At 51.9% G+C, this 15,668-nt stretch carries 13 protein-coding genes and 1 pseudogene; 5 read left to right on the top strand and 9 right to left on the bottom strand.

The features are described 5' to 3' along the window. Positions 1–100 precede the first annotated feature (100 nt). Entirely contained in the window at positions 101–991 is an 891-nt protein-coding gene (locus NNO02_RS07910; protein WP_271440967.1) for a LysR family transcriptional regulator, read from the top strand. Positions 992–1,075: 84 nt separating this feature from the next. Here NNO02_RS07910 and NNO02_RS07905 read toward each other — a convergent pair whose 3' ends face one another. From NNO02_RS07905 to soxR, 4 genes are all read right to left on the bottom strand, one after another. After that, the gene (locus NNO02_RS07905; protein WP_271454535.1) at positions 1,076–1,561 is read right to left on the bottom strand and encodes an REP-associated tyrosine transposase; all 486 of its coding nucleotides are present in this window, start codon (positions 1,559–1,561) and stop codon (positions 1,076–1,078) included. Positions 1,562–2,231: 670 nt separating this feature from the next. After that, entirely contained in the window at positions 2,232–3,878 is a 1,647-nt protein-coding gene (locus tag NNO02_RS07900; RefSeq protein ID WP_040229801.1) for a Na+/H+ antiporter, read from the bottom strand. Between the two features lie 157 nt (positions 3,879–4,035). Then, complete coding sequence (gene ghxP, locus NNO02_RS07895; protein ID WP_137381172.1) at positions 4,036–5,385, bottom strand: guanine/hypoxanthine transporter GhxP; 1,350 nt, start codon at positions 5,383–5,385, stop codon at positions 4,036–4,038. 599 nt (positions 5,386–5,984) lie between these two features. Beyond that, positions 5,985–6,443 carry a redox-sensitive transcriptional activator SoxR gene (gene soxR / locus NNO02_RS07890; RefSeq protein WP_003826630.1) on the bottom strand — a complete coding sequence of 153 codons (459 nt, stop codon included), beginning with the start codon at positions 6,441–6,443 and terminating at the stop codon, positions 5,985–5,987. 86 nt (positions 6,444–6,529) lie between these two features. On the opposite strand from soxR, the gene soxS reads away from it, so the two are divergent. Further along, positions 6,530–6,853, top strand: coding sequence for a superoxide response transcriptional regulator SoxS (gene soxS, locus NNO02_RS07885; protein WP_005132611.1), 324 nt, complete (start codon positions 6,530–6,532; stop codon positions 6,851–6,853). A gap of 2 nt (positions 6,854–6,855) precedes the next feature. Here soxS and NNO02_RS07880 read toward each other — a convergent pair whose 3' ends face one another. Then, a complete protein-coding gene (locus tag NNO02_RS07880) occupies positions 6,856–8,442 on the bottom strand; it encodes an EAL domain-containing protein (protein ID WP_271440969.1) in 1,587 nt (528 codons plus the stop codon). A gap of 551 nt (positions 8,443–8,993) precedes the next feature. On the opposite strand from NNO02_RS07880, the gene NNO02_RS07875 reads away from it, so the two are divergent. Further along, positions 8,994–9,275: a YjcB family protein gene (locus NNO02_RS07875; RefSeq protein ID WP_048213921.1), complete on the top strand. Its 282-nt coding sequence runs from the start codon at positions 8,994–8,996 to the stop codon at positions 9,273–9,275. Between the two features lie 66 nt (positions 9,276–9,341). Here the strand turns inward: NNO02_RS07875 and ssb1 are convergent, their stop codons facing one another. Beyond that, a complete protein-coding gene (gene ssb1 / locus NNO02_RS07870; RefSeq protein ID WP_003826621.1) occupies positions 9,342–9,866 on the bottom strand; it encodes a single-stranded DNA-binding protein SSB1 in 525 nt (174 codons plus the stop codon). A gap of 251 nt (positions 9,867–10,117) precedes the next feature. Between ssb1 and uvrA the strand changes: the two genes are divergently transcribed. After that, positions 10,118–12,940, top strand: a complete 2,823-nt coding sequence (gene uvrA, locus NNO02_RS07865; RefSeq protein WP_271454534.1) for an excinuclease ABC subunit UvrA — start codon at positions 10,118–10,120, stop codon at positions 12,938–12,940. A gap of 83 nt (positions 12,941–13,023) precedes the next feature. Here the strand turns inward: uvrA and NNO02_RS07860 are convergent, their stop codons facing one another. After that, positions 13,024–13,380: an MmcQ/YjbR family DNA-binding protein gene (locus NNO02_RS07860; RefSeq protein ID WP_271454533.1), complete on the bottom strand. Its 357-nt coding sequence runs from the start codon at positions 13,378–13,380 to the stop codon at positions 13,024–13,026. Between the two features lie 127 nt (positions 13,381–13,507). Continuing rightward, positions 13,508–14,221: an acid phosphatase AphA gene (aphA, locus tag NNO02_RS07855; protein WP_137381176.1), complete on the bottom strand. Its 714-nt coding sequence runs from the start codon at positions 14,219–14,221 to the stop codon at positions 13,508–13,510. 121 nt (positions 14,222–14,342) lie between these two features. Here aphA and NNO02_RS23845 point away from each other — a divergent pair. After that, positions 14,343–14,461: pseudogene (locus NNO02_RS23845) on the top strand (hypothetical protein); the annotation flags it as partial. Here NNO02_RS23845 and tyrB read toward each other — a convergent pair. Beyond that, positions 14,462–15,655, bottom strand: a complete 1,194-nt coding sequence (gene tyrB / locus NNO02_RS07850; RefSeq protein ID WP_271454532.1) for an aromatic amino acid transaminase — start codon at positions 15,653–15,655, stop codon at positions 14,462–14,464. Positions 15,656–15,668 lie beyond the last annotated feature (13 nt).

Here is a 15,668-nt window from a genome sequence, read left to right as displayed (position 1 = left end):
AGGGTATGTCCTTAAAAAATAGAGAGCGCCAGTATAGAGAGCACCCGTCCAGGACTGAAATGAATTAAACTCATTGCAGGCATAGTCTTAAGGAATAATCATGGATATCAGAACACTGCGATATTTTGTTGAGGTGGTGCGTCAGCAGAGCTTTACCCGCGCAGCGGAGAAGCTTTTTGTCACCCAACCCACCATCAGCAAAATGTTGAAGAACCTTGAAGACGAGCTGAACTGCACGCTGTTAATCCGCGACGGACGACGGCTGTTGCTGACCGATACCGGACAGGTTGTTTTTGAGCGCGGTCTGGCGATTTTGGCCGAGTTTCGCCAGCTTGAAGCCGAACTTAGCGACATTAACCACCTGAACAAAGGGCTATTACGCCTTGGTATCCCGCCAATGGTCGGTATGTTGATGGCAGGTCCCATCAGCCTGTTTCGCCAGCGTTATCCCGGCGTTGAACTTAAAGTATCAGAGTTTGGCGGCTTAACCGTCCAGCAGGCAGTAATGAACGGTGATTTGGATGTCGCCATGACGGCACTTCCGGTCGAAGAAGAGAGTGGACTGGCAACCTTGCCGCTTTTCAGTCATCCGCTCTGCGTGCTGGTCCCGCGCTCGGGCCAGTGGACAACCTGCGAATCCATTTCCCCCGAGGCGCTGGCGGAACACCCACTGCTTATCTACAACGAAGATTTCGCCCTGAGCCGTCAGTTACTGGAACTGTTTAACCAGCACGATGTAAAACCCCGCATCGCGGTACGTAGCGGGCAGTGGGATTTTCTGGCGGCCATGGTGCAAGCCGGGGTCGGTATCGCCATTTTACCGGAGCCAATTTGCCAACGGCTGGACAAACAGACGCTGCGCTGGATTCCGCTGGAGAGCGATTTACGCTGGCAACTCGGCATGATTTGGCGTGAAGGTGTGTATCTCTCGCACAGCGCTCAGGCGTGGCTGACATGCTGCGAAGGGTTTTGGCTAACGCAAGAATCGTAAGTGCCGGATGCGGCGTAAACGCCTTATCCGGCCTACATCGCTATTGCCGGTCTTGTAGGCCTGATAAGCGTAGCGTCATCAGGCTCATTCCCCCGTACGGAGGTCCATCATTTCCCCCGCCCAGTTTTCCGGATACAACCCCGATTTAACATCACGATGAAACGTTGAAAAAGGCCATGACTTCACCTGCTGCACCCAACCGTGTTTCACAGGATTGATATAAATGTAATCCACATGCTGGCAATAATCGCGCTCATCACGAATGGTATGTTCCCAAAAGCGGGGTTGCCAGATATGCCTGGCGGATAACGATCGGGTGAAATGCTTTTTAATTTCCCGCCAACGAGAGGAAAAATCAGCGTCGCTATCAGGTAACGTCCATATGCAATGCATATGCTCAGGTAAAACCACCCACGCATTGATTTGAAAAGGCATAACCTTCTTTACCGCCGAAATAGCACAGCGAAGCTGGTTAATGTTGGATGTCAAAAGATGGCTTCTACGGTCCTGTAAATTCACCGTAAAAAACCATGTTCCACCGCTGATGTAATGGCGCCGATAGTTAGACATGTTTCCCCCTTTTCTCAACCGTATGGAGAAAAGAGGGAATCGACAAGAAAGATGGATTGGTTCAGGAAAGCCGCTCGCAAATTACACGATGAATAATTTTTTGCAGACCTGAAGGCTGTGCACCATCAGGTACATTCTTCGCCGGATGCGGCTAACGCCTTATCCGGCCTACATCGCTATTGCCGGTCTTGTAGGCCTGATAAGCGTAGCGCATCAGGCACACCTTTCGCCGGATGCGGCTTAACGCCTTATCCGGCCTACATCGCTATTGCCGGTCTTGTAGGCCTGATAAGCGTAGCGCATCAGGCACACCTTTCGCCGGGTGCGGCTACCGCCTTATCCGGCCTACATCGCTATTGCCGGTCTTGTAGGCCTGATAAGCGTAGCGCATCAGGCACACCTTTCGCCGGATGCGGCTTAACGCCTTATCCGGCCTATATCGCTATTGCCGGTCTTGTAGGCCTGATAAGCGTAGCGCATCAGGCACACCTTTCGCCGGGTGCGGCTAACGCCTTATCCGGCCTACATCGCTATTGCCGGTTTTGTAGGCCTGATAAGCGTAGCGCATCAGGCACACCTTTCGCCGGATGCGGCTTAACGCCTTATCCGGCCTACATCGCTATTGCCGGTCTTGTAGGCCTGATAAGCGTAGCGCATCAGGCACTACCGTTTATTGATTCTCAATCAACAACGCTTCCAGCAAATCCAGGTCGTGCAGCAGTTTTTGCAGCGTTTCGTTGCTGATTTCGCGCGTGGCGCGCAGGTGATACAGTTCTGCTCGTTCCGAACGCAATGCCGCCAGGCGGAAACGTCGCTCGAGATTCTCTTCTTGTAATGAGCTTTCCACATCGTTACGTCCATCGACGCGACGACGCAGGTTACCGATTACACGAGAACTCACTTCGGTCAGCAGTTGATTATCAATATTCTCTTCGCTGTCCGCCGCCAGACGCTCTTCCATTTTCTGGATAGCAACAATCGCGACTTCCGCCGTCGCAGCGCGGGCTATCCGTTCTTCTTTCAGTTGCTGTGAGTGATCTGCCACTTCCAGGTGTTGCAGCAGAATCGGTAGCATCACCACACCGACAAACAGCGAGAACAGGATCACGCCCGCGGCAAGGAATACTAACTCGTAGCGCGCCGGGAAGCCGCTACCATCCGGCAACAGCAGCGGGATGGAGAGCACACCGGCAAGCGTAATCGCCCCGCGAACACCCGCAAAGGAGGCGATCAGGATTTCACGCGTTGTCCAGGAGCCAAACTCCATGGGCTTTTTCTTCAGGAAGCGCAGACTGAATTTTTTCATCGTCCACAGCCAGCCAAAACGCACCAGCATCAGCGCCACGTAAATCAGCACGATATCGGTAAACAGCATCCAGGTTTCAACGTTCGGATCGGCTTCTGCCGCCACCAGCGAAGACTCCAGAATCCCCGGTAATTGCAGCCCTAACAGCAGGAAGACCATGCCGTTAAAGACGAACTCCAGCATTGCCCAGGTGCTGTTAGCACGTAAACGCATCGCCAATGGCGCACGACGCATTACGCCTGAACGGGTTATCGTCATCCCGGCTGCGACCGCCGCGAGGATCCCGGAAACACCGATGTGTTCGGCAATCAGATAAGAAGCAAACGGCAGCAGGAACAGCAGAACGATTTGCGTTGCTGGCTCATCACCACCCCAGCGGCTAAGAAAGCGCAGAGAGCGTCCATACAACCAGCTGACGACAAAACCAGCCAGGATGCCGCCAATCGCTACCTTGAAGAACTCAACCGTCGCTCCGCCGACGGTAAACACCATCGTCCCCATTGCCACGGCCACAGCAAATTTCAGCGATACCAGGCCAGACGCATCGTTCATCAACGCTTCGCCCTGCAGGATGCCCATGATTTTCTTCGGTATACGCCCCTCGCCTACAATGCCAGAAAGGGCAACGGCATCGGTTGGCGACAGCACTGCGGCCAGCGCAAAAGCGGGGATCAGCGGAATCCCCGGGACCAGCCAATAAATCATAAAACCAATGCCGACCACCGTAACCAATACGAGCGCCAGTGCCAGACCGAAGATCTCTCGTCCATGCTCCAGAAACTCTCGCGTTGGCGTTTTCCAGCCATCGGCAAACAGCAACGGCGGGATGAACAGAACCAAAAACAGTTCAGGGTCAAATTCCACATGCAAACCAAACGTCGGCCACGCCAGCAACGCGCCAATGGCGATCTGCATAAGGGGTAAAGGGAGTTGGAAGGGTAATACGCGAGTAAATACCCCCGACAACGAGACCACAAGGGTCATGATGAGTATGGTAAAAAAGATTTCCATGCGTTCCCTGTTTGCGATGTTTCTTATGATTAGTGATGAGAGGCGTCGTGCCTCAATTCTATCTACTCGAGAGTAACGCAAAAGACAACGAGTGTGTTCTGAAAATAAAAACGGGCGGCAAAAGCCACCCGTTTTCAGGATCAAGAGCGTATCGGGATTAAATAGCCCAACCGCCCGCATAGAATGCAACCAGCGCCACGGCAATCACCACCGTTCCGATATTCAGTTTGCGCCATTCGCCGGAAACAATACGGCCAATAACCAGAGTGGCAAAACCGATCATAATACCGGTAACGATATTACAGGTCAGCACGATAAAGACGGCGGTAATCAGTCCCGCCATCGCATCGACGAAGTCGGTAAAGTCGATTTTCGCCACGTTGCTCAGCATCAGCAGACCAACATACATCAGGGCCGGCGCCGTTGCGTAAGCAGGAACAAGGTAAGAGAGCGGAGAAAGGAACAGGATCAGCAGGAACAGAACACCTACGGTGATCGCCGTCAGACCGGTTTTACCACCTGCCGCGGTACCCGCTGCAGATTCAATGTAAACCGCCGCCGGAGCTGCCCCTACCAGACCAGAGAACACGCTGCTCAGGGAGTCCGTCGTTAACGCTTTGCCACCATCGATAATCTGACCGTCTTTATCCAGCAGATTCGCCTGACCCGCAACCGCGCGGATGGTTCCGGTCGCATCAAAGACCGCAGTCATAACCAGCGCCAGCACGCTCGGCAGGACGACAGGGTTCAGCGCTCCCATAATGTCCAGGCTGCCAATCAGAGAGTTACCTTCAGCATCACTCAAAGAAGGCATGGCGAAAATACCGGAAAAATGCACCGCGGGATCGAAAATCAGACCAACAACGGAAATACCAATAATGGTCAACAGTATGCCACCCGGTACTTTCAGTTTTTCGAGGCCAATAATCACCGCCAGACCAATCAGCGACATAATGACCGGGAAGGTGTCGAAGTCACCCAGCGCAACCGGCAGGCCGTCCAGCGGGTTCTTAATGACCAGACCAACACCGTTTGCCGCAATCAGCAGCAGGAACAGGCCGATACCAATACCGGTACCATGCGCAACGCCCTGTGGCAGATTGCGCAGGATCCAGCTACGAATACCTGTCGCGGAAATGATGGTAAACAGAACACCCATCAGGAACACCGCGCCCAGCGCAACAGGCACGCTAATATGCTGCCCCAGCACCAGACTGAATGCGGTAAACGCCGTTAACGAAATGGCGCAACCAATCGCCAGCGGCAGGTTTGCCCACAGGCCCATCACAATAGAGCCGACACCGGCTACCAGGCAGGTTGCCACAAATACAGCGGCTGGCGGGAAACCGGCTTTACCCAGCATGCCAGGAACCACGATAACAGAGTAGACCATCGCCAGAAACGTCGTTAATCCGGCAACGACTTCCTGTCGAACGGTACTGCCACGGTGCGAAATTTTAAACCAGGCGTCGAGTGAACCGCCGGTACGCGCTGAAGGCGTAGACATAGAAAACATCCCCTGAGAGTTTATTTTTCGTCATTATGCGTGCTGGACAATCCACTGCCTGCTTAACGTTTTCTCCCTGTGCCAGGTTTGCGTCAGTAGGGGTGTCGCAAAAAAGCAAACGTTTAGCTCCGCGCATAAAAAACGGGTGGTAAAAAAAAGCAAACGATTATCTAGCGATCATGTGCCGGTTTTCAACTGAACTTTGCCGCTTTTTACTCATTTCTTCTTATAACGCACAAGAAATAGCCAGTCGATGCGCAAACGTTATCGTCAATGCGCAATCTGGCAACAAATTTCGCGCAGTTATTACAACCTCGACAGTTACCTTTCACGTTCACTCGCGCAAAAAAATGGATGAAGATGCGGAAAATTTTTCGGCTAAAAAATCACCAATTGACTGGTAAATAGACGGGGGTGGCATACACTTACCTTATCAACACAAGCCGGAACCTCCCCTAATGTGCTCGACTGAGGGGTGTTGATGTCGGGGGAAACCCTCCCGTGAACCAGCGGGATAGAGTGAAAGACAAAGACCGGAACCAAACTAAAGCGCCCTCTGTGGCGCTTTAGTTTTATACCCGTCACATATTTCAAACCCATCAATCATCTTCCAGCAGGCGCGCCCCGGTTCCCTGCTCGCCAAGCTGGTCGCCTGGGTTACGCAACGGGCAATCGCTGCGCGATAAACAACCGCAACCAATACAACCATCCAGCTCATCGCGTAATGCCACCAGAGTATGAATACGTCGGTCCAGTTCTTCACGCCATTGCGACGAGAGCTGCTTCCACTCTTTGGCACTGAGTGAATGCCCTTCAGGTAATACCCCTAACGCATCACCAATAGTTGCCAGTGGGATCCCGATGCGTTGAGCAATCTTGATAATCGCAACATAACGCAACACATCACGTTTGTATCGACGCTGATTGCCACTGTTGCGCATACTGCTGATTAACCCTTTGCTTTCATAGAAGTGCAAAGTTGATACCGCTACACCGCTACGTTTTGCGACTTCACCTGGCGTGAGCAGCGCTTTTATCCGGGGTAATTTCTTTTCCATAAATCGCTTTACCTCAAGTTAACTTGAGGAATTATACTCGCCCACAGACAAAACGACGAATCGAATACTGAGAAAGAGGCAGCCCTATGTCCCATCAGCAGATAATTCAGACCCTTATTGAATGGATTGATGAACATATCGATCAACCGCTGAACATTGAGGCGGTGGCGAAAAAATCAGGTTACTCGAAGTGGTATTTACAGAGGATGTTCCGCACGGTGATGCGTCAGACGTTGGGTGACTATATCCGCCAGCGCCGACTTTTGTTAGCCGCCGTGGAACTACGGACGACCGAACGACCTATTTTCGATATCGCAATGGATCTCGGCTATGTGTCGCAACAAACGTTCTCACGGGTGTTCCGTCGCGAGTTTGATCGCACTCCCAGCGACTACCGTCATCGCCTGTAAGATTATTGCCCGCTCTGCGTCAGTATGGCGGGCGAGCGCTGTAGCCAGTGCATAAACTCCTGCGGCGGTAACGCTTTCGCAAAGTACCACCCCTGACAATACTGAACGCCACGTTCAAGCAGCCATTCAATTTGATCTGCCGTTTCCACCCCTTCAGCAATTGTCTTCAGATGTAAGCTTTGCGCCATCTCGATGATATGTTCGGCAATCAGGTGGCTGGTACTGTTGGTCGCCAGCGTACTAATAAAAGATTTATCAATCTTCAGGATATCCACGTTCAGTGCCGCCAGGTTGTGCAGATTGGAATATCCCGTCCCAAAATCATCAAATGCCACTTCATAACCTGCCTGACGGAATGCCTGGATTACCGGGGTCATTTTCTGCACATCAATAAATCCACGTTCCGTCACTTCGACTTTAATTTGCTGAGCAGCCACTGAGTAATCACGCGCTTTCTCAGCGATCAGGGCAATCAGTCGGGATGAATGGAAATCAGAAGCTGAGAGGTTAATTGAGATATAAATCTGGGGATGCGCAGAAAGAAAATACCCTAAATCATTGAACACTTCTTCGACCACGTAATCCGTGATCCTTTCAATCATGCCTTCTTTTTCAGCCAGCGGAATAAATTCCGTCGGGCTCATGACCTCACCTTTGCAACCTGGCCAACGCATCAGCGCCTCGGCCCCCACACATTGACCATTCTTGATATCGATGATCGGCTGGTAATGCAGGCGTAGCTGGCGCTTTTCCAGTGCACGTCTTAGCAAACGACGAGGGGAATGGTACTGCTGGCGCGTGCGCCACCACATCAACAGCATCAGAATGCTGCAGATCACTCCAAAGGGGACCGTTAGTGCGGCTTCGTGATAGAAATTTTGATGGACGCGATCGCTGGTAGTCGAAACAATAATCGCGATCGGGCGCTTCTCAGAACGAACGATGGTATAGAACCGATCGTCAAGTTGGAAGGTAGAGGCTTTACCGCGCACCAGTGGCAGAAATTGCTTAACATGCGCCTGATTGCTGGCGGAGAAGAAAGTATCCGTTATCGTGTCATAGACGCCCCACAATAGGCCAGGGTCATCTGACATGACTTCGCTGTAAGATAATGGGTTAATGACTACGACGTAGTTTCCTCTTTGCATATACGTCATGTTGTAGCCAGAGAAAAAAGGCGTATCGCGATAGTAATAGATCGAAACGTCCGGCGTACGTTTATAGTCAGCGGTTGGCATAATATAGGGAACTGACGGCGCCATCGACGTAGAGCACAAAAAATGATCAGCCTGTGCATAAATTAGCTCGCTGATATATAAACGCCCGCGAATAATATTCAGCATACTTTTCTGATGTGCAGGGGTACACATCTTGCCCTGATACAGTTGAGCCATATCACGCGCTAAATCGGCTTGCTGGATCACTAGTTCCGTTTTATTTAACACCAGTTGAGCAAAAGAGCGGAGTTGAGTGCGGGTTTCGGACATCGCCCGGATATGAGCAAACCATAGCGCCAGCACCACGGGGAGCAATACCACCGTGAGCGTGCCGAGGAGCTTCAGCATCTTGCTTTGCGCACTGAGATTCATGTCAGCCCTATTTCCCTGTTTCGTATATGCCAGTACCCATCAAGGCAGGATGCTATAAACACCAGCTGGTTAAGTTGCATGAATCTATCAACATTATCAACAGACGTCTCTATGTAAAAGTCTGATAATAGTGGATGATGATATTATTTTCCCGTAAGGCAAACTTAAAGTTACGCTTATTTTGCAACATCATTATCAAGAAGGAGTAATGTTTTACACGCGTTATACTGACGGCACGTATAAAACACATTAACTTTTTTAACGATTAATTTCGGATAAAGAAAACAAGCAACACGAATGCATCTTACATAACGCATAATTTATTATTCGTTTATGAACCCAAATAACCACACAACTACAATGGGTAATGACAGGCAAAAATAACGTCAGATACTGGTGAACAAACGAGCGGTTGTGATATAGTTCACATAATTAATGTAACAGAAACATTGTTTCATTCATGTTATTGCCCGTCGATAGCCAGAGTACCACACCCTCTGTGAACAACCCCGCGCTGTCCTGGGCATCAAGACTTTCTGAGGACGTTTTTCATGGCAACAATAACAACTGGCGTGGTTCTTCTGCGGTGGCAACTGCTCAGCGCAGTACTGATGTTTTTAGCCAGTACGCTCAATATTCGTTTTCGTAAATCAGATTATGTTGGACTGGCCGTTATCAGTAGCGGTTTAGGGCTTGTTTTTGCCTGCTGGTTTGCAACCGGATTACTCGGTATCACCCTGGTAGATGTATCCACTATCTGGAATAACATCGAATCCGTGATGCTCGACGTGATGAGCCATACTCCGCCAGACTGGCCGATGGTGTTGAACTGATAACAGAAAGGAATGGGGTTACCCCGACACTGGGGCAACCCTGATTAACGAAATAAAGCAGAGGGATTAGAACGGAATATCGTCGTCGAAATCCATCGGCGGTTCGTTAGACGGTGCTGCCGGAGCGGATTGCTGCGGGCGAGACTGTGCGCCACCGCTGAACTGGTTGCCGCCTTGTGGCTGCTGAGGCTGACCCCAACCACCCTGCTGCTGACCACCACCTGCCGGTGCGCCGCCGCCCTGACGACCACCCAGCATTTGCATGGTGCCGCCAACGTTAACAACGACTTCAGTGGTGTATTTTTCTACGCCGGATTGATCGGTCCATTTGCGAGTACGCAGTTGGCCTTCAATATAGACCTGAGAACCTTTACGCAGATATTCGCTGGCGACTTCCGCCAGTTTGCCGAACAGCACAACACGGTGCCACTCAGTCTGCTCTTTCATTTCGCCGGTCGCTTTATCACGCCAGGATTCGGAAGTAGCCAGCGTAATGTTGGCAACTGCGCCACCATTCGGCATATAGCGTACTTCCGGGTCCTGGCCCAGATTACCGACGAGAATCACCTTGTTTACGCCTCTGCTGGCCATGATCGTGTCTCCTGAAAAACGTTACTGAATAAGTGTAAGCGCGGGATTGTAGCATTTCCAATAGCGCTTTTACTACGTTGCGAAGTTGATTCCAGTAAACAACCTCAGCCAGACATTGTTGCACAGACGCCTGTGTTTTGCATTCCAATACTGTATATCCATTCAGGTTGGGTTGTGTCATAATTAACCGTTTGTGATCGCCGGTAGCACCATGCAGCCAGGCAAAAAAGCGTTTAATCCGGGAAAGATGAATGGATAAGATCGAAGTTCGGGGCGCCCGCACCCATAATCTCAAAAACATCAACCTCGTCATCCCGCGCGACAAGCTGATTGTCGTTACCGGGCTTTCGGGCTCAGGCAAATCTTCGCTCGCTTTCGACACCTTGTATGCCGAAGGGCAGCGTCGTTACGTTGAATCCCTTTCCGCGTACGCACGTCAGTTTCTGTCGCTGATGGAAAAACCGGACGTCGACCACATTGAGGGGCTCTCTCCCGCCATCTCAATCGAGCAGAAATCGACGTCGCATAACCCGCGATCCACGGTTGGGACAATTACCGAAATTCACGATTATCTGCGCCTGCTGTATGCCCGCGTTGGCGAGCCACGCTGCCCGGATCACGACGTGCCGCTGGCGGCGCAAACGGTCAGCCAGATGGTAGACAACGTCCTGTCGCAGCCAGAGGGCAAACGCCTGATGCTGCTGGCACCAGTAATTAAAGAACGCAAAGGTGAGCACACCAAAACGCTGGAAAACCTGGCAGGCCAGGGCTATATCCGCGCACGTATTGATGGTGAAGTGTGCGACCTTTCCGATCCGCCTAAGCTTGAGCTGCAAAAGAAACACACTATCGAAGTGGTGATTGACCGCTTCAAGGTACGAGACGATCTCACTCAACGTCTGGCCGAATCGTTTGAGACCGCGCTGGAGCTTTCCGGTGGTACGGCAGTGGTCGCTGATATGGATGACCCGAAAGCAGAAGAGCTGCTCTTCTCCGCCAACTTCGCCTGCCCTATTTGTGGTTATAGCATGCGCGAGCTGGAGCCACGGTTGTTCTCGTTCAACAACCCGGCAGGCGCGTGTCCGACCTGCGATGGTCTTGGCGTACAACAGTACTTCGACCCAGACCGTGTGATCCAGAACCCGGAACTGTCGCTGGCAGGCGGGGCGATTCGTGGCTGGGATCGCCGTAATTTCTATTACTTCCAGATGCTTAAGTCTCTGGCTGAGCACTATCAATTCGATGTAGAAGCCCCGTGGGCCAGCCTGAATCCTACGGTCCACAAAGTGGTGCTATACGGTTCCGGCAAAGAGAATATCGAATTCAAATACATGAACGATCGTGGCGATACGTCCGTACGTCGCCACCCGTTTGAAGGTGTATTGCACAATATGGAACGTCGCTATAAAGAGACGGAATCCAGTGCAGTCCGCGAAGAGTTAGCCAAGTTTATCAGTAACAGACCTTGCGCCAGCTGTGACGGAACCCGTCTACGCCGGGAAGCTCGTCACGTGTTTGTCGAGAATACGCCATTGCCTGCGATTTCCGACATGAGCATCGGCCATGCAATGGATTTCTTCAACAGCCTGAAACTTGCAGGTCAACGGGCGAAGATTGCCGAGAAAATCCTCAAAGAGATCGGCGACCGCCTTAAGTTCCTGGTCAACGTAGGCCTGAACTATCTGACACTGTCCCGTTCAGCAGAAACACTCTCCGGTGGCGAAGCACAACGTATTCGTCTGGCAAGCCAGATTGGCGCAGGTCTGGTCGGTGTGATGTACGTGCTGGATGAACCGTCAATCGGTCTGCATCAGCGTGATAACGAACGCCTGCTCGGGACACTTATCCATCTGCGCAATTTGGGTAACACCGTGATTGTGGTTGAACACGATGAGGATGCCATTCGCGCCGCCGACCACGTTATCGACATTGGCCCAGGTGCAGGCGTTCACGGTGGTCAGGTTGTGGCCGAAGGGACGCTGGAAGACATCATGGCCGTACCGGAATCGTTAACCGGCCAGTACATGAGCGGTAAGCGTAAGATTGAAGTGCCAAAACAACGTGTTGCGGCTGATCCGGAAAAAGTGCTGAAGCTGACTGGCGCACGCGGCAACAACCTGAAAGATGTCACCCTGACGCTGCCGGTGGGTCTGTTCACCTGTATTACCGGCGTGTCCGGTTCCGGGAAGTCGACGCTGATTAACGACACATTATTCCCGATTGCCCAAACTCAGCTTAACGGTGCCACGCTGGCAGAGCCCGCGCCATACCGGGATATTCAGGGTCTGGAACATTTCGACAAAGTGATCGACATTGACCAAAGCCCGATTGGTCGTACACCGCGTTCCAACCCGGCAACCTACACCGGCGTGTTTACGCCAGTGCGCGAACTGTTTGCCGGCGTACCGGAATCCCGTGCGCGTGGTTACACGCCAGGTCGTTTCAGCTTTAACGTTCGTGGTGGACGCTGCGAGGCCTGCCAGGGCGATGGCGTGATCAAAGTCGAAATGCACTTCCTGCCAGATATTTACGTGCCGTGCGACCAGTGTAAAGGTAAGCGTTATAACCGTGAAACGCTGGAGATTAAGTACAAGGGCAAGACCATCCACGAAGTGCTGGATATGACGATTGAAGAAGCTCGCGAGTTCTTCGATGCTGTTCCTGCGCTGGCGCGTAAGTTGCAAACGTTGATGGATGTTGGCTTGACGTACATTCGACTGGGCCAGTCCGCGACCACGCTTTCTGGCGGTGAAGCCCAGCGTGTGAAGCTGGCGCGTGAGCTGTCAAAACGCGGTACCGGGCAGACGCTGTATATTCTTGATGAGCCAACAACCGGGCTACATTTTGCCGATATTCAGCAACTGCTTGACGTGTTGCATCAGCTCCGGGATCAGGGCAACACCATTGTGGTGATTGAGCACAATCTGGACGTGATTAAAACAGCCGATTGGATTGTCGACCTCGGTCCGGAAGGGGGTAGCGGCGGCGGCGAAATTCTGGTCTCTGGTACGCCAGAAACAGTTGCTGAGTGTGAAGCCTCACACACGGCCCGCTTCCTCAAACCGCTGCTGTAATAGCGCTGAACTTATCAGGCCTGCAGTATAGCCGTAAATATTGTAGGCCGGATAAGGTCTTGCGCCGCATCCGGCGAAACAGATCAGGGCTGCGCCAGTATCCGGCGTTTATTTTCCGGTAGCGTGTTCACCGCCTGCTGATAAGAGGCATCGACCAGATAATAAATTTGTGAATCCGGCAACGAGCCGTCCAGATACACCGTACTCCAGTGTGCTTTGTTCAGATGCCGGCTTGGCCGGACATCACTATGCTGCTGGCGTAACAACTCCGCCAGTTCTGGGCTGGTTTTCAGAGAGACTGCCGGGCGTTCTTCCACCTCTTTTACCATGGCAAAGAGCACATCTTCGACTTTGATTTGTGTGGCTTTCCAGTCACTGTGCACGCTCTGCTCCGCGCCTGTTTTCGCCATGCAGTATTGCAGCAACTCCGAATTCGTCATTTTTATTCCCCTTACCAGCAAGTCGCCTAATGAGAACATCATTTATTCAGTGTGCAGCAAGTCCGCAAAAGGTAAAAGCCGGTAACGTAAATTTGTTTAAAAAATCATCACCCCGCATTCGGTGACCTCAATACTCTGAATTTACGATCACCTCTTCGCCAAACCCTCCTGCCTGTGGCAGCGGCTTATAGGTAGAGTTAGAGGCGCGCAGAATACGAATCCCGCGGATACCGACATCGCGAGCGGCGGTGATGTCATTATCGGAGTCGCCGTAGAACATGCGGATATTTTTTTCCTGCAACCACTGCGTTTTGGTGTTCTGCCCAGGCTTGTCACCGGCAAAAATAACCGGGTTCATATTTGCAGACGGGATGTGGAAGTTATCAGATAGCGTTTTAGAGACCGTTTCGGTCTTCGTCGGGCTGCGTCCAGTCACGAAAAAGATACTGTCCCCACGACGCACGTGCATATCAATCAACTGCCGCGCTACTTCTTTCGGAATGCTGAATTCATCCCAACCGTTGTTCATTTTCTCCCAAAATGCTGGGTTTTTCAGGTAATCCTCGCTGTCCGGGGAGTACGTTTTTTTACCGCGCCAGAAGCCCGGGCTGGAAAAGAGAACCGTATCATCGATATCAAAGCCAACGGCCATCGGCGGGCGGCCCGTCAAACTATTTTCAATTTGTGCAACAGAGACCCAGTGAATGGGGGCCTGCTCAGCAAGTTTTGCAACGTTAGTACCTGGATTGAGCTGAGAAGGAGAAGAAACTAAAGCCTGGGCTGGCTGATTCAACGTGAACAATAAACAAACGGCACTCAGTGCCAAAGTAATCTTGCGCATATTTTTCCCTAAGTAGTCAGTTAGTTATGATTTTTTATTTAACAACTGGTCAAAAAACTATCTGACCTTACCCCCTGGGGGAAGGGAAAGGAAGGATTTTCTCTGGTTTTGTTACAGAAAAAGAGGACGATCACACTGGGAAACGTGCCTGATGGCGCTGCGCTTATCAGGCCTACAAATGAAAAATCCATATGCCTTTGTAGGCCTGATAAGGCATTTACGCCGCCATCCGGCACCTAATTACATTACTGCGGCAAATGCCTTCGCAACCCGCTTCACGTTGCCGTGATTCAAGCCCGCAACGCACATGCGTCCACTGGCAATCAGGTAAACACCAAACTCATCACGCAGGCGGTCAACCTGAGCCGCACTCAGCCCGGTATAGCTGAACATACCACGCTGTTGCAGCAGGTAGTCGAAATTACGGCCCGGAATCTCAGCGTTCAGCACGTTGACCAGTTCCTGACGCATCGTCAGAATACGGGTACGCATTACCTCAACTTCCGCCAGCCAGCTGGCTTTCAGCTCTTCATCACCCAGTACCGCGGCAACAACCTGTGCGCCAAAGTTTGGCGGGCTGGAGTAGTTACGACGAACCGTCGCTTTTAGCTGCCCCAGAACACGACTAGCGGCATCTGCGTCTTCACACACCACAGAAAGCCCGCCAACACGTTCGCCATACAACGAGAAAATCTTCGAGAATGAGTTGCTGACCAGAGTCGGTAAACCAGCACTCGCAATCGCGCGGATGGCGTAGGCATCATCTTCCATTCCGCCACCAAAGCCCTGGTAGGCAATGTCGAGGAACGGGATCAGGTCGCGCGCTTTCAGGATCTCAATAACCGCATCCCACTGTGCTGGTGTTAAATCCGCACCCGTCGGGTTATGGCAGCACGGATGGAGCAGCACAATGCTACGCGCTGGCAAGGTGCTCAATGTTGCCAGCAGGTCGTTGAAACGAACGCCATTAGTCACGTCGTCATACCATGGGTAAGTACTTACTTCGAATCCCGCACCTTCAAAAATCGCGATATGGTTTTCCCACGTCGGGTCGCTGACCCATACGCCAGAATCAGGGAAGTAACGCTTCAGGAAGTCCGCTCCCACTTTTAACGCACCAGACCCCCCCAGCGTCTGAATCGTTGCCACACGCTGTTGCTGGAGTACCGGATGCTGCGCCCCGAACAGTAGCGGCGCTATGGTATGGCGATACGTGTTCAGACCTTCCATCGGCAAATACAGCGAAGCGCCATGCGGCTTCGCATTGAGGCGGGCTTCCGCTTCTGCAACGGCTTTAAGTTGAGGAATAATCCCATCTTCGTTGTAATACAGACCAATGCTGAGGTTCACTTTGTCGCTACGTGAATCCTCTTTAAAGCGCTCCATGAGCGATAAAATCGGGTCGCCAGCGTAGGCGTCAACTTTTTGAAACACGTGTGGTTCTCCA

This window comes from Citrobacter sp. Awk 2 (assembly GCF_028069815.1).
Lineage (GTDB): Bacteria > Pseudomonadota > Gammaproteobacteria > Enterobacterales > Enterobacteriaceae > Citrobacter.
The sequence above is the reverse complement of the archived record's forward strand: the minus strand, read 5'-3'. Positions and strand labels throughout refer to the sequence as shown.

Bases quoted from the DNA above. Each gene is read 5' to 3' on its own strand.
- NNO02_RS07910 (WP_271440967.1), top strand. From the start codon at position 101: ATGGATATCAGAACACTGCGATATTTTGTTGAGGTGGTGCGTCAGCAG.
- NNO02_RS07905 (WP_271454535.1), bottom strand. From the start codon at position 1,561: ATGTCTAACTATCGGCGCCATTACATCAGCGGTGGAACATGGTTTTTT.
- NNO02_RS07900 (WP_040229801.1), bottom strand. From the start codon at position 3,878: ATGGAAATCTTTTTTACCATACTCATCATGACCCTTGTGGTCTCGTTG.
- ghxP (WP_137381172.1), bottom strand. From the start codon at position 5,385: ATGTCTACGCCTTCAGCGCGTACCGGCGGTTCACTCGACGCCTGGTTT.
- soxR (WP_003826630.1), bottom strand. From the start codon at position 6,443: ATGGAAAAGAAATTACCCCGGATAAAAGCGCTGCTCACGCCAGGTGAA.
- soxS (WP_005132611.1), top strand. From the start codon at position 6,530: ATGTCCCATCAGCAGATAATTCAGACCCTTATTGAATGGATTGATGAA.
- NNO02_RS07880 (WP_271440969.1), bottom strand. From the start codon at position 8,442: ATGAATCTCAGTGCGCAAAGCAAGATGCTGAAGCTCCTCGGCACGCTC.
- NNO02_RS07875 (WP_048213921.1), top strand. From the start codon at position 8,994: ATGGCAACAATAACAACTGGCGTGGTTCTTCTGCGGTGGCAACTGCTC.
- ssb1 (WP_003826621.1), bottom strand. From the start codon at position 9,866: ATGGCCAGCAGAGGCGTAAACAAGGTGATTCTCGTCGGTAATCTGGGC.
- uvrA (WP_271454534.1), top strand. From the start codon at position 10,118: ATGGATAAGATCGAAGTTCGGGGCGCCCGCACCCATAATCTCAAAAAC.
- NNO02_RS07860 (WP_271454533.1), bottom strand. From the start codon at position 13,380: ATGACGAATTCGGAGTTGCTGCAATACTGCATGGCGAAAACAGGCGCG.
- aphA (WP_137381176.1), bottom strand. From the start codon at position 14,221: ATGCGCAAGATTACTTTGGCACTGAGTGCCGTTTGTTTATTGTTCACG.